At 46.1% G+C, this 15,501-nt stretch carries 11 protein-coding genes, 1 tRNA gene and 1 riboswitch; of the genes, 11 read left to right on the forward strand and 1 reads right to left on the reverse strand.

The window, feature by feature from the left end; translation table 11 throughout:
* The 11 genes from ABWO75_RS05255 to ABWO75_RS05305 all read left to right on the forward strand — a co-directional run.
* On the forward strand, positions 1-749 hold a 749-nt coding region (locus ABWO75_RS05255; protein WP_353183287.1), incomplete at its 5' end, for a Ppx/GppA phosphatase family protein.
* A gap of 72 nt (positions 750-821) precedes the next feature.
* A tRNA-Leu gene (locus ABWO75_RS05260) sits at positions 822-907 on the forward strand.
* A 333-nt stretch (positions 908-1,240) separates the two neighbouring features.
* Entirely contained in the window at positions 1,241-3,637 is a 2,397-nt protein-coding gene (locus ABWO75_RS05265) for an ABC transporter permease (RefSeq protein ID WP_353183289.1), read from the forward strand.
* A 468-nt stretch (positions 3,638-4,105) separates the two neighbouring features.
* Positions 4,106-4,669: a sigma-70 family RNA polymerase sigma factor gene (locus ABWO75_RS05270; protein WP_353183291.1), complete on the forward strand. Its 564-nt coding sequence runs from the start codon at positions 4,106-4,108 to the stop codon at positions 4,667-4,669.
* 82 nt (positions 4,670-4,751) lie between these two features.
* Complete coding sequence (locus ABWO75_RS05275; protein ID WP_353183293.1) at positions 4,752-5,993, forward strand: FecR family protein; 1,242 nt, start codon at positions 4,752-4,754, stop codon at positions 5,991-5,993.
* A 145-nt stretch (positions 5,994-6,138) separates the two neighbouring features.
* Positions 6,139-9,432, forward strand: coding sequence for a TonB-dependent receptor (locus ABWO75_RS05280; RefSeq protein WP_353183295.1), 3,294 nt, complete (start codon positions 6,139-6,141; stop codon positions 9,430-9,432).
* A 17-nt stretch (positions 9,433-9,449) separates the two neighbouring features.
* Positions 9,450-11,066, forward strand: a complete 1,617-nt coding sequence (locus ABWO75_RS05285) for a RagB/SusD family nutrient uptake outer membrane protein (protein WP_353183297.1) — start codon at positions 9,450-9,452, stop codon at positions 11,064-11,066.
* Between the two features lie 21 nt (positions 11,067-11,087).
* Complete coding sequence (locus ABWO75_RS05290; RefSeq protein ID WP_353183299.1) at positions 11,088-11,714, forward strand: NanQ anomerase/TabA/YiaL family protein; 627 nt, start codon at positions 11,088-11,090, stop codon at positions 11,712-11,714.
* A 57-nt stretch (positions 11,715-11,771) separates the two neighbouring features.
* Positions 11,772-12,707 (forward strand): RraA family protein, encoded by a 936-nt coding sequence (locus ABWO75_RS05295; protein ID WP_353183301.1) that lies wholly within the window; start codon positions 11,772-11,774, stop codon positions 12,705-12,707.
* A 168-nt stretch (positions 12,708-12,875) separates the two neighbouring features.
* A riboswitch (Fluoride riboswitch) is annotated at positions 12,876-12,947 on the forward strand.
* 163 nt (positions 12,948-13,110) lie between these two features.
* The gene (locus tag ABWO75_RS05300) at positions 13,111-14,289 is read left to right on the forward strand and encodes a voltage-gated chloride channel family protein (protein ID WP_353183303.1); all 1,179 of its coding nucleotides are present in this window, start codon (positions 13,111-13,113) and stop codon (positions 14,287-14,289) included.
* Positions 14,290-14,390: 101 nt separating this feature from the next.
* On the forward strand, positions 14,391-14,642 hold the full coding sequence (locus tag ABWO75_RS05305; protein ID WP_353183305.1) for a dodecin family protein: 252 nt from the start codon (positions 14,391-14,393) through the stop codon (positions 14,640-14,642).
* A 49-nt stretch (positions 14,643-14,691) separates the two neighbouring features.
* Here ABWO75_RS05305 and ABWO75_RS05310 read toward each other — a convergent pair whose 3' ends face one another.
* Positions 14,692-15,465 (reverse strand): carboxypeptidase-like regulatory domain-containing protein, encoded by a 774-nt coding sequence (locus tag ABWO75_RS05310; RefSeq protein ID WP_353183307.1) that lies wholly within the window; start codon positions 15,463-15,465, stop codon positions 14,692-14,694.
* Between the last annotated feature and the right edge of the window lie 36 nt (positions 15,466-15,501).

The following is a 15,501-nucleotide window of genomic DNA, read 5'->3' on the forward strand; positions in this document are numbered from 1 at the left end:
TTGAGCAATCGATATCCCAGCCCAAAGCGGACGATCTGGTGAAAACCATGTCTGCGTTCCGTAATTTGATGGATGTGTATAAAGTGGAAGCCTACATGGCATGTGCAACGTCGGCCATGCGCGAGGCTGAAAACGGCGGGGCGCTCGTTGCACAGATCAGGGCATCCGGTATTGACTTGCAGATCATCGACGGTGCGAAGGAGGCGGAAATTATCTACAACAGCCATATAGAACAGCAACTGGGAGGTAAAAAGGTTTACCTGTATATTGATGTGGGCGGGGGAAGCACCGAACTGTCCCTGTTTGCGGATACCCGGCTGGTGGCATCGGCATCGTTCAATATCGGCACAATCCGGATATTGGATAATCAGGATGATGAAGAAACGTGGAGTGAAATGAAAGACTGGGTAAAAACCCATACCGGGATGTTTAAGAATGTGTACGGGGTGGGTACCGGTGGAAACATTAACAAATTATCCAGGCTGGCCAATGATAAGGAAGACAAGCCGATCTCATACACAAAACTGAAATCGATCTACGAATACCTTAACTCGTTTTCGCTGAAAGACCGTATCAATGTACTGGGATTGAATAATGACCGGGCTGATGTGATTATCCCTGCGTGTGAAATTTTTCTTACGTTGATGAAGTATGGCCGATTGAGACAGATCATTGTGCCGAGGGTAGGCCTGGTAGACGGAATTATACAGACACTGATTGATCAATACCAGGATGAAAACCGTTCCTGATGTGATTTTTCAATTGTATTAAAAGACTTGTAGAAACAAAAAAATACGCTACTTTTGCATTCGTTAATCCCTGCGGAAGTGGCGAAATTGGTAGACGCACCATCTTGAGGGGGTGGCGCCCTACGGGCGTGGCAGTTCGAATCTGCTCTTCCGCACCAAACAAAAAGGCCTTTGCGAAAGCAAGGGCTTTTTCATTACAGGGCATGCCAAACCCACCCGGATGCCGTCAACTTTGGGTGTCACTGATGACTTCAACAGTCATCATGCCGAATTCGCAGGCCAGGTGAAAATGCTCAGCGGATATTACCACTCCCGGCCGAAATACTGACCGCGATCGCACATCCACTGTTCGATTGCGGACACTTTAATTAACAACCATCTTCGGTTTTTACCGGATCAGCGTGTTTTTTGCAATTGGCAAATTTGTTGTTGCCGTAAAGAAGTCTGTGGAGCGAAAGCCTGCCATGGCGTACCTATAATAAGACATTGGTATGATTAGGAATTACCTTAAGACTGCACTGCGCAACCTCCGGAAACATCGGATATTTTCGTTCATCAACATCACTGGCCTCTCCGTTGGGATGACTGCCTGCTTCCTGATCTTTCTTTACGTGAGCTTTGAGCTGAGCTATGACAGCTTTCACACCAAGGCCGATCGCATCTACCGCTTAACCACGACAGTCAGTACACCTACCGAAACGTTCGAGGGGGCTATTACCAATTATCCGAATGGGCCGAATATCAAGCATGATTTTCCCGAGGTGGCATCTTTCGTGCGGGTTGCGGACGTCAATCTATTGGTTAAGCAGGGTGACTTGAAGATCAACGAGCCCCACGGTTTGGCGGTCGATTCCTCCTTTTTCCAGGTATTCGATTTTGGGCTTGTGCAGGGGGATCCGCGCACAGCTTTAATTGACCCGTTCAGCGTGGTACTCAGCGAGCGCGCAGCCAAAAAATATTTTGGTACGGAAGACCCGATGGGCCGGGAATTGACTCTCCCCACCGGGGACACCGTGCTCACGGTTCGGATCACGGGCCTGATGCACGACATGCCGGCGAATTCGCAGATTAAGGGAGACCTATTGATCTCGATGTCTACGCTCACCGAAGTGCTGGAGAAGGAGTCTGCCGAAAACTGGACCAACCATTATCCCAGTACCTATCTACTACTGAATCCCGGCGCTGATCCCCGGGCACTGGAAGCCAAGCTGCCGGACTACCTGGAGCGGCACATCGGCAGCCTCATGAAAGAGCTGCAGATGCACTATACGCTCCGCTTGTATCCCTTGAAGGAAGTATATCTCCATTTCGGTAATTACCGGTATGCGGGGCAAACGGGTAATGTCGTCCATGTTTATATTTTTGGTGCGGTGGCTTTGTTGATCCTGCTGACGGCCTGTTTCAATTTCGTGAACTTGTCTACTGCGAGGGCAGTGGAGCGGGCGCGGGAAGTAGGCATCCGCAAAGTGGTCGGTGCGGCAAGGGGACAACTGACGCGGCAGTTTATCGGCGAATCGCTATTGGTGAGCCTGATTGCTGTGGTGCTTGCAATCGTTTTTTCGTCCCTGTTGCTGCCGCTATTCAACCAACTGGCAGGTAAGGTGATTTCCGATAGTTTATTCAGTAATCCGGGGGCGTTGCTGGCGCTCTGTTCCGGAGCGCTTGGAGTGGGGTTGCTCGCGGGTATTTATCCGGCTTGGGTACTGTCTTCGTTCAAGCCGGTGAAAGTCCTGAAGGGAGGTGTCACCGGCAGCGGTCCAGCGAAGACCTGGTTACGGAAGGGGTTGGTGGCAGGCCAGTTCACCCTCTCACTTGCATTGATTGCTGCTACGCTTACGGTCTACAAGCAAATGGACTACATGCGTAGCCAGCAACTGGGTTTCCGTAAAGACCAGGTATTGGTCATAAACGGTTACGAAGACCGCGCTCAGGAAATCGTAAAGGAAGCCATTACTAACCTGCCCGGTGTCCGGTCGGCCAGTCTATCGTCCAGTGTCCCGGGTGGCGACCATACCAGCGCTTATTCGGAAATTGAGAATGTGGAGGGAGCGTTACAACAGTCCAACGTGGATCTGTATTTTGTGGATTTTGATTATTTCGACCTGTACAACCTGGAGATGGCGGCAGGGCGATCCTTCTCCCGGGAGTTTGGGACAGACGCTACGCAGGCGATGGTGCTGAATGAGGCTGCCGTAGCAATGCTTGGGTATTCTTCGCCCCAGCAGGCGATAGGTCGGCGGTTCAAGCAATGGGGGCATGAAGGCCGGATTATTGGGGTGGTCAAGGATTTTCATTACCACTCGCTACAGACTAAAATACAGCCATTGAGCATGCGGATCGATCCAAGTGGTTTTCAGTACATTTCGGTGAACCTGGCCGGTGGCGACATACGCACCAGCCTGAACGCAATTAAAAAAGTCTGGGAAGCCCAAGTACCGGATAAGCCGTTTACGTATGAATTTCTCGACGATTCCTTTGATAATCAGTACCGGGGGGAGCAGCGGTTTGGCAGCCTCTTCTTCTACTTTTCGGTGCTGGCTATTTTCATTTCCTGTCTGGGCATGCTGGGATTGGTTGCATACAGCACCGTGCAGCGTACCAAGGAGATCGGTGTCCGCAAGGTACTCGGAGCGTCGGCGACAAGCGTGGTCGCGCTGATATCCCGTGATTTCCTGAAGCTGGCGGGTATTGCAGCTGTCATCGCCGTACCACTGGTGTGGTATATCATGGACCGGTGGCTGACAAACTTTGCCTACCGTACGCCATTATCCTGGTGGATATTTGCCCTGTCGGCCGCATTGATGTTGATGATTACGCTCGCAACGATCGGTTTCCACGCTGTCAAGGCCGCATTGATGAATCCGGTAGATACGCTTCGGAACGAATAGGTAACCAGGCGATGACAAGTTGTGCCGGTCTTGCTTAACCGCTGCTGACGGCGATCGGCTGTACGTATTTCTCCAGACAGCCATTCAGAAATACCGTAATTCGTGACATAGATTCGTTCGAGGTTAAACGGAAACGATCGATGATGTCCTGCTTTCAAACTAATCAACGGATATCCCCGATTGCTACATAGCTGGATTTCAGAAATTGGCAAGCCCGGGCTAACGGAGTTTCCTCTTTCTGTATCAACAGAAAATACCTATGCGAAATAGGCTAGGCGCTGACATAGCTATTCCTTTGTTTACTTAAACCACCATCCAATGTGCCTATAAATATCATTTATAGGCATCGGCTCGCGCGCGCTGTCGCAATATGCGCTTACATCCCAGTGCGTGTATGTGCGGAGTCGATTTAGTAAACATATTTGCAAATAAACTTTTTAATTCTATATCTTAGCTTTCTACCCAATTATGCCTGGTTTTAATGAGAAAAACGATACAGAATTAATCTTCTACCTGAAAGATGGAGATGAAACGGCATTCACCGGAATTTATAATCGATATTGGGACAAGCTATATTTTTTGGCCTATCAAAAACTAAAGGATACTGCGGCTGCAGAGGAGATCGTTCAAGATGTATTCCTAACGCTGTGGAAACGAAAGGCAATTCTTCAGATTCGATCGTTGCCAGTATATTTAGCCGCTATGGTGCGTTACGCTGTTTACCATTACATTGCCAAAGAAAAACAGGTTCAGGAATACCAGCAGAACTGGAAACGGCATCAGGATTTATCAATAGATGCTGCTGAGGCGTTAGAAAATAAGCTACTCCTTGAAATTATTGAAACGCTGTCAAATGACCTGCCAGAAAAATGCCGGCTGGTTTTTCAGTATAATAAACTGGAAGATCGTCCACTCCATGAAGTAGCAGATACACTCCATATCTCAACCAAAACGGCGGAAGCGCACCTTACCAAGGCGCTTAGAATTATACGGAGCCGTTTCGGTAAAGGTTTATATTCTCTATTTATTTAATTTTTTAATTAATTAGATAAGGGTAAACCTCCGTCGCCATACTCTACCTAATAGATAAGCCAGAAATACTGGATCACCAATTATGAATCATATTAGGGAGATTGCAAAAAAATTTATTGCAGGGAATGCCTCTTTAGCAGAAAAGGAGTTGTTACACAAGTGGTATGACGATCAGGTCATTGCCGCTGATGATTTTGTAAATATCCCGGACGCAGCAAATGCGGATGAGATACGCCAGCGCATATATCAATCCATATTAGCAAGACTGGATGAGCAGCAGTCAGGATGTGCCGGAGATAAAACGGCAAAATTGCTTGATTTTAGACAAATAGCTGCGGTGGCAGCCGTGGCATTGATCACGTTTTCACTCATTGGCTACCTATATTGGCCCGAAAAGAATCAGGCAATAGTATCCCTTCAATCCGAAAACAGCATGGTAATAGAGGATGTGTCTCCCGGAGGGAATAAAGCTGTGCTGACACTTGCTGATGGACATGAAATTGTCTTGGCACAACAGGAGGAAGGTTTTCTTACCCGCATAGGCGATGTGACCATCAGCAAAACAGCCGATGGATTATTGGTCTATAAAGCGGCCAATAGCCGATCTGTTTTCGCGGATAACCGTGTGTTGTATCATAGATTGACAACCCCAAAAAGTGGCCAGTATCAGGTCATATTGCCGGATCAAACCAAAGTGTGGCTTAATGCAGCTTCTTCCTTGAAATACCCCGCAAAATTTGCCAGCGACAAACGGGAAGTCGAATTGGACGGTGAGGCTTATTTTGAGGTAGCTAACGCTTTTTATGCAGAAAGACATCTTTCTACGAAATCCAAAAACAGGGATCAATATAAAGTGCCATTTATTGTAAAAACAAGGAATCAACAGGTTGAAGTGACCGGAACCAAGTTTAACATCAGTGCCTATGCAGATGAGGAGGCGGTAAAGACAACGTTACTTGAAGGCGGCGTACGCGTTACGGTTTCAGCGACAACCGGAGCGGCCGGACCACAGCAAAAGACCTTAAAACCCGGAGAACAAGCGGTATTGACGAATGACCAATTGGACGTGACCCAGGTCAATGTTGAAAATGAATATTCATGGAAAGATGGTAATTTTTTGTTTAACGATCAGCCATTGCATATGATCATGCGGCAATTATCACGCTGGTACGATGTGGAGGTTGATTATACTTACTTGCCCAATACCCGGTATAATGGCTTTATTTCCAGAGATGTGCCGCTGTCCCATGTGTTGGAAATGTTTGAAAAAACCGGCAATACTCATTTCGAGATAAAAAACAGAACCATTAAAGTTAAACCTTAAAAATGATAAGCCTATGTAGTATAAACAAAACGATCAGTGCCTTACAATAAATAAAGCCGGATACGCAGCCACGTATCCGGTATGATTAAGGCAAATTCCGCAATGATAAGTAACAGATTAATCACCTTAAAACAATACAAATATAATGAATTTAAGCACATTGAAATGGCTTTTGATCATGAAGCTTACAACTGTTTTACTAGTGGCGGTCAACCTTCATGTCTCGGCCACTGTTTTTTCCCAGGACATTGTCTTAACTGAAAAAAACGTGTCTTTAGGGACCGTGCTGCAAAAAATCAGACTCCAGAGCGGTTACCAATTACTTTACAACGCCGATTTATTACGTGAGATGGCCAATCCGGTGACCATCGAAATAAAAGGTGCTTCAGTAGAGGAAGCGCTGCGGCAGGCACTGAAAAATCAGCCTTTTAATTACGAGTTGAGCAACCGCACGATACTTATTCGTCCGAAGTGGAGTAAAATAAATCCCAAACCAACATTTATGATGCCGGTTCAAGTACAGGTTAGCGGAACAATTACAAACGAAAGTAATACACCTATTGCCGGTGCTACGGTTACATTAAAAGGGACAACCCATAGTACATTGACAAATGAGCGGGGTGAATTTACTATTGATGCAGCACCTGATGGTGTTTTAGAGATCAGTTATATAGGTTTTATCTCGCAGGAAGTCAGTATAAACAATCAACTTGTCATTAATGTCCAGCTCAGTGCAGATCAGCGGGCATTAGAAGAGGTCGTGGTAGTCGGATACGGAACGCAAAAACGAAAGGATTTAACTGGCGCAGTAAGTTCCGTTTCGGCAGAGGATTTTGCAGACATGCCGGTTGCAAATGTTAGTCAGGCTTTGAGTGGTCGGGTAGCCGGACTGGATATTGTTTCTTCCGGTGGAGACCCAGGTAGTGAATCTGCCATTTTGCTTCGCGGCACCCGCTCATTTACCGCTTCAAATGATCCTTTGATTATCGTCGATGGAATGCCCTTTTATGGGACCATTAACGATATTAATCCTTATGATATAAAGAGTGTCGACGTGTTAAAAGATGCCTCATCAACAGCTATTTATGGCTCGAGAGGTTCAAATGGGGTAATTATGATTACCACAAAACGGGGCGAATCAGGCAAACCGCGGTTTCTTGTAGAAAGTTACGCCGGGGCGCAATTCCGCTACGGAAGAATGCCCTATGCTGACGCAACTCAATATGCAGACTGGGCCCGGGAGGCATTTCGTGCTTCGGGAGGCTATCCGGACCCTGGTGTTAACCCCAAATATGATGAAGCTGTTTTCGATGCAATTGAATTGGAAACGTTAAAATCAGGTGGGCCGGGGCTTGATTACCAAGATTTACTGTTGCAAAATGGGCATCAGCAGAAGCACCAGTTATCGATTATGGGTGGGAGTGAGGCGGTGAAATATAATTTTGCGACGAATTATTTTAATGAAGAGGGGATTCTGCCAGATGATATTTTTAATCGCATCAGTATGCGAACGAATCTGGACTTTACACTTTCGCCCATTATCACCGCGGGCACATCGATCCAATTGAATTACAGTATAAATTCCAATAAAACAGATCCCCGGGCATTGACATATTATGCCGTTAACGGGAGTCCGCTAGGACAGGTATACAACGAGGACGGATCTCCACGGTTCGCACTTACTACCGATGGTTTTGAAATAAATCCATTAGCCGATTACCTGTTTGATTCGTATCGGTATGATAATAAACGTTGGGACGCATTTGTAAATGCCTACGGAGAGGCGAAAATCCTGCCGGAATTAACATATCGCTTAAGTGTAGGAACGAATTTCAGGCTAGCAACGGAAAAAGAATCGGCAGGATATTATTCGATTATGCGAAACCTTGGTTTACCGACTGCAAATATAGACAACGCGATTAATAACTTTAAGTTATACGAAAGTATCCTTACATACAACAAAACTTTTAACGAAGACCATCAATTAACTGTGACTGGCGTCCACGGTTTTCAGGCTACGCATACGGAAACCAGTGGTGCGGGCGTGACCGATGTGCCCTATGAACCTTCAAGATATCATAATATCGGAAGTGCGAATGTGGTGAATGAGGTGAGCTCCAGCCTATCGGAGTGGACCCTGCTCTCTTATGCCGCACGTATATTCTATGGTTATAAAAGCAAATATTTATTAACGCTTTCTATGCGTGCCGATGGCGCTTCCCAATTTGCTGACAATCATAAATGGGGATATTTTCCGTCCGTCGCTTTTGCCTATAATATCTCCGAAGAGCCTTTTATGGCCGGTGTTCAGGATTGGCTTTCCAACCTGAAACTGAGGCTCTCCTATGGTGTTACCGGCAATCAGGCCATTAATCCTTATCAGACACAGGGAAGTCTGGAAAGAACGACCTATTCCTGGAACGAAAATGCGGGATTTGGCTATCGACCAGCGGCGTTGGCAAACAAAAACCTCAAATGGGAAAGTACAGCAGTTTACAATGTTGGTGTTGATTTCGGACTATGGGCCGGAAGAGTCAGCGGTAATGTCGAAGTCTATAATACCAATACCTACGATTTGCTCATGTTTCGGAAACTGCCCATTACATCTGGATACGACCAGGTACTGGAAAATGTGGGTAGCACAACGAACAAAGGTTTTGAAGTAGGTCTTCGCACTGTTAACATCACACGTCAGGATTTCAAATGGAATACAAATTTCACATTGTATACCAATCGATCCAGAATCACTGAACTGTACAACGGCAAGATAGATGATATTGGAAACGGTTGGTTTATCGGACATCCGATAAATGTTTATTACGATTACCAAAAGATCGGCATCTGGCAGCTGAATGAAGCAACAGATGCTGCGAGCTATGGACGTGTTCCGGGACAAATAAAAGTATTGGATTTAAATGATGACGGCAATATATCGGCTGCAGACCGTATGATCCTAGGAGACCGTGAGCCTGATTTTGTGGCTAATATGACCAACCAATTCTCTTATAAAAACTGGGATTTTTCGGTAACTGCTTATGTTCGGTGGGGTGGAATGACTGCCGTTGGCGCTTTCGCACCCTATTCCAAGAAGCGATACAATAAATTCATCTTTGATTATTGGACACCGGACAACCCAACGGACGCATATCCCCGCCCAAACCAATTGTATGAAGGTGGTGGTCTTGATGGTAGCACATTGACTTACCGGGATGCCACTTACATCACAATCCCGCAGGTGTCACTGGGCTATTCGATTCCGCGATCGGCACTAGACCTGCTGCATCTATCCAATGCCAGAATATATCTTTCAGCAATGAATTTATTTTATTGGACGAAATCAGAGGTGCGGAAATTCAATATGAAACCCGATTGGGCGGAAGACACTTTAACATATCCTGCGGTCAGAACGGTGGTGGCAGGGGTCAACATTGGCTTTTAATCTTTCAACATTGAACCATGAAAACGATATTAAATACATTATTAATCGCTTTAGTTAACCTGCTCTTATTCCAGGGGTGTACCAATCAGCTTGATGAAGAAAATATCAATGAACCCACAGCAGATACCTATTATAATACAGCAACGGGATTTAGCGATTTAATAAATGCGTGTTATACACAGACACGCTCGCAAATGAATGGAGGTGGACTGGCACCGATGTTATATGGCACGGATTTATGGACGAGCGCATCTGATGTGGAGGCAAACGAGTTCAATACGTATTCTCCTGCTCTCCAAGCCAGTAATAATATCCTATATAATTTATGGGAAGGCTATTACATCGGGATTTCCGCATGCAATACGGCAATTTCCCGTGCATCGGATGTGACCGGTTTAACGGAAAGTGAACTAAACGCAAAATTAGGGGAAGCTTACTTCCTGCGCGCTTGGTATTACCATATTTTGGTCATGCATTTTGGTGATTTACCCATGCCACTCGAGGAGATAAAAGAAGTGACTACTACCGCTACGCGAATACCGCAAAGCCAGGTGTATGATCAAATAGTAGCCGATTTACACAAGGCAGCAGACTTACTCCCGCCCACACAGTCGGATTGGGGACGTGCAGCTAAACCTGCAGCGGAGGCGTTGTTGGCGAGAGTTTACCTCACACTTGGACACGACGAGGATGCGGCAGCGTATGCGACGAAAGTCATTGATGATTACGGATTCGATTTAGTATCGGACTATGCCGAATTGTGGGACCCGAACACTCCCACAAATATGGAGACGATTTGGTCCATTCAATTCTCACAAAACAACCGACTAAATGGGCCGAATACTTCAATTTACCTTTACTTTACACCCCGTTACGACCTTCAGCCGGGAATGACCCGTAGTTTGATCTATGATCGGCCTTATCCACGATATATGGCTACCCGGTTTTACCTTGATTTAATGCAGGCGAACCGGGAGAATGATTCGCGCTATGATAAAAGCTGGCGGGATACGTATCTGGCAAATTATACACCTACTTTGCCTCAGGGGATGAATATCGGTGATACGGCGTTTGTAATCCTCCCATATGCGGTATCTGATGAGTACAAGGCATCTAAACCTTATAAAGTGATGGACATCCGTGACTATTATGACGGTGAAAATCCGGTAGGGGCACTTCAAATATATCCGAAGTTAAATAAGTGGAACGATCCCAATCGTGAATCGATCAATGCCAATAGCGGGACGAGAAGTGTTATAGAAATTCGTTTAGCGGAAATGTACCTTATTGCGGCGGAAGCGTTGATGAAACTCAATAGGTCAACCGAAGGGGTTAAATTTATTAATCGGGTCAGGGAAAGAGCTGCTTGGCCCGGTAAGGAGGAACAGATGAAGATTATCGCCAGCCAGTTGGACCTAGATTTTATTCTGAATGAACGGGCATTGGAATTGGGTGGTGAAAGGTTAAGATGGGCGGATTTAAAGCGTACAGGGAAACTGATCGAACGGGTGAAGCTATATAATCCTGCCGGCCGCAATAATATCCGGGAGAAGTTCCTCCTGCGACCGATCCCAAGCAATATGATCGACCGACTTACGAATAAAGATGAATTTCCACAGAACCCGGAATTCTAACGTATTTATAGGAAAATTGCTATGAAAAAAACAGCTGCCTTAAAGATAAGGGTAACTATAATCACTATGATATTGACGTGCGCCAGTGCTTTTGCACAATCAGCCAGTGTTGAATTGGACGAGCAGGATGTTACCACATGGTACGAAACATACCAATGGTTAAATGGACTGAAACTTACCCCGCATTTATCCATTAATCGTCAGGAGTTTAGTAGCCAGTATCACCTGCATCCGGAATGGTGGGACAAAGCATTTGAATTCTTGAAAAATGAAGATCTTGTTGCACTTGCACCCGGAAGATATATCATTGTTCCTGATCATGTTATCGCCTTTGTTGCTGATGGTCCAGCAAGGGAAAAGGAAGAGGTTAACTGGGAAACGCATGCTGCTTTCAATGACCTGCAGTATATCATATCTGGAAAAACGTTCATGGGAATCACTTCGGTGAATAATCCTCGCGTTAGCGTGGAAACCCCTTATAATGATAGACAGGATACGGAAACGTATGTGGTAGAAGGGGGTGACTATTATGAGGCTGGACCGGGAACGTTTTTTATCTTTTCCCCTAAGGAAATCCACCGCCCTGCATTTAAGGCCGATGGATATGATACGGTAAAAAAAATATTAATCAAGATAAGGGTACCATAGGCGTCGTGGTGCTATCCTGTTATTGTTAAATCCATTCATTTATTAAATCATATGACGATGAATAATTTCATTTTAGTTTTTTGTGTCCTATTATTTTCGACCAATGCGTTTGGTCAGCTTCCGAGTGTTGGTACCTCTCCGGAATACGTCCAGTCATTAACTGCACAGTGGCAAGGTGAGCGCTTCCCCGATGGGCGGCCGCATGTTTCGGATGCGATGTTGAAACGATTGGAACATTGCACGTTGGAGCAGATTTGGGGATACCTCGGAGGACGCGGCTACCATCATCAGGTAGCAAAAGACTGGCAGATGCTAAATCCGGGAGAAACGATGGTCGGTCGGGTTGTTACCGCCCGCTTTATGCCTGCACGCCCTGATCTTGATAGCTTAGTAAAGGTTGCAGGCCAGAAGGAAGGACTTTCACAAAGCGGAGGGAACAACATTTGGCCGATTGACATATTGACCCAAGGAGATGTTTACGTAGCAGATGGGTTCGGGAAAGTGAAAGACGGCACACTAATCGGTTCAAGTTTAGGAAATGCAATTTACGGAAAAACAGGTAAGGGAGTAGTCTTTGACGGCTCGATCCGTGATATGCAGGAACTCAAGGAAACGGCGGGGTTCAATGCCTGGATTAAGGGCCATGACCCCTCCTACATTCGCGACATGACACCCATATCAATTAACGCACCTATTCGGATTGAAGGAGTTACTGTATTTCCCGGAGATGTGGTGTTTGCAAATGATTATGGGGTAGTCTTTATTCCGGCACATCTAGTTGGGGGATTGGTAGCGACATCAGAGATGACAGCCTTGCGGGATGAATTTGAACGTTATTTGCTTCGCCAGTCAAAATATCCATCGGGGGAGATTCACGGAAAGTGGAGCGAGCAGATCAAGAGTGAATTCCGCGCTTGGTTTGACAAATATCCTGAAGAATTAACGGTCACGAAAGAAGATATCGAGAAATACCTTAGTCGCTGGGAGAATTAATGTCTTTAGCTTCATAACCAGCTGTAAACAGTGACGTAATGTATTCACGTCGCTGTTTACAGCTGTAAAATGACAACGTAGCGGTGCTTCGTCAGGTGCGGATTTCCTCCACACGTATGAAAAAGCAACGGGCTTATTGCCTAATCACATTTTATTTTTACTTTTACGCCAGTAAAAGGAAATGGTGTTCTTCCTTGCCCAACCGCTCCTTCAGGGGATGCTGATGACGCCTGGTTAAGTGGATAAACAAGCACGTTTAATCAGGACAGGTATGCAACAAAAAAATCAGCGGAAATCTTTCACCCGGGGAATCAAAATTTATATTAGTGTTTTTTTTAGGAGACATCCTGTCGTACCCTATATTGCTAGGTGGCTGGCTATTAGTTTAGTAATCGGTATCTGCGTGGGCAGTGTGTCAGCGGGTTTTCTGTTCTCGCTTGAATGGGCAACTGTAACCAGGGAAACCCACCTTTGGCTGATTGCATTATTGCCCGTTTGCGGCCTGACCGTCGGACTGCTCTATCATTACATGGGTAGGGATGTTGAAGCGGGAAATAACCTGCTTATTGATGCCATTCACCGGCCAGGGGGCATCATCCCATTCAAAATGGCCCCATTGGTATACATCGGTACTATCGCAACGCATCTTTTCGGTGGGTCGGCCGGCCGCGAAGGGACGGCTCTGCAAATGGCCGGCGCCATAGCCGACCAGTTCAGCAGGCCTTTCAGATTGACGGTCAACGAAAGGAAGATACTTATTATCGCAGCCGTGGCAGCGGGTTTCGGATCTGTATTCGGCACCCCATTGGCAGGTGCGGTTTTCGGTATGGAGGTTTTTTTAATCGGCCGAATTAAATATGGTGCTATTTTCCCAGCCTTTGCATCCGCCATTCTTGCCGACTCGGTGGCGAAGATGTGGAATGCGCCACATACGCATTATGCGATCGGCAGCATCCCCGATATAACGTTCCACTACGTCCTCTATACCATCATAGCAGGTATTGCATTTGGGATATGTGCAGCGTTGTTCAGCAGGGCGATGCACAGCGTGGGCTCCATCTTCAAGGCACGGATAGGCTTTTTACCGCTGCGCTCATTTGTGGGAGGAGCAATCGTTGCGCTCGCTGTTTTGGCAGTGGGTACCACGAAGTACATTGGATTGGGCATCCCTACCATAGTGGCATCGTTCGAACAACAATTACTGCCGTATGATTTTGTGTTGAAGATGATATTTACCATTGTTACGCTAGCAGCTGGTTTCAAAGGCGGCGAGGTAACACCCCTGTTTTTCATCGGTGCGGCATTAGGTAATGCGTTGTCATTTTTTATCCCGTTGCCGATGGGACTGTTAGCGGGCATGGGGTTTGTAGCGGTGTTCGCAGGTGCGACCAACACACCGCTTGCCTGTATGCTTATGGGCATTGAGCTTTTTGGTGTGGAATGCGGTATTTATGTTGCGATAGCCTGTATTGTATCCTATTTATTATCCGGACACTATAGCATTTACACCCGGCAAATGATTGGGGAGCCGAAGCATAGCCGATTTACCCATTACATCGGCAAGCGGCTAAGTGAGCTTTGATATTCGGCCACCTCGATATATAAGCCTGGAATTTCGGAAGGAATTTCCCAAAGCTTGGGAAATTTTTAAAACCAATTACTTTATCACTTGTCTTTATACTGATGGAACCCAAGGTGGGTTTGTATGGCTCATTTTTAAACGTAGTGATTATGGCTATTGTAAAAGTAATTGAAGTAATTGCTTCATCCGACACGAGTTTTGACGATGCGGTACGAAATGCAGTAAGAGAGGTATCCAATACGGTTGATCATATCGATTCCGTCTTTGTAAAGGACTTTAAAGTGCATGTAAAAAACGGAGAGGTTACCTCTTACGGTGCCATCTGTAAAGTTTCCTTTAGGGTAGAACGTTGAAACTGGTTGTTATCGGCTATTCAGCCATATGGCAACCCCAAAAAGCGCATTATTGGTTTTCGGTAGGTGCTTTAATTTCAGAAAGCTCTGTCGGTGTTAACTTTTTAAAGGCAGCATAAGTGTCCATGATGTAAAGCCGGAGTGCTTCGTCGTTTGCTGAAGAAATAAAATCGACCGTTGGCCGGTATTTGGTCATGTACAGTCCGAGCTGCTGTCCGGACAATGGTGTGAGGGAGGTAATGAGCTGGGGGGTAAACCGACTATCTATTTTTCTTCTTTCCTGTTCGGCAAGCAGTAGTTCGTAGCGCTGGCGTGCCTGTTTACCTCGTTGCCCAAACCAACGGGATGGCGAAATCCGTATCCCACCACGCGATTGGGACGCTTCGGCTATCTGCCCCTCCTGTTTTGCACGTTCAATCTCAGCTATCAGCTGATTATCGGATAGCGCCTCTATCCGCACTTCGTCAATCAGGATCGCACTTCCATCGGGCGTCAGGTATACCCGTTTTAAGTCGAACTCAATGATTACCAAGGTGTCAGTACGGTATCCCGGATATTCAAATCGCAGCCGTTCGTTTTTGCTTGCCTCAATGCTGAAATTTCCTTTTTCATCACTTTCAGCGGTCGTTCCCGTATTGATGTTTGTTATCTCCACATATTGCAGTGGCTCGCCGCTTCCCAGTTTAAGGACAATACCGTTCAGGATATTGTTTGTTTGCTGTGCCATCCCGGTATCCGGTAGCAGCAACGTTGCGGCCAGTATTAAGTGTACCAAGATAAGCCGGCCGATGATAAGTGAGGGGGCTGTTGAATTTTGTGGCATCTTACTCTAAGTAACGGTACAATTCCGATTTTGTTT

The organism is Parapedobacter lycopersici, assembly GCF_040395035.1.
Lineage (GTDB): Bacteria > Bacteroidota > Bacteroidia > Sphingobacteriales > Sphingobacteriaceae > Parapedobacter > Parapedobacter lycopersici_A.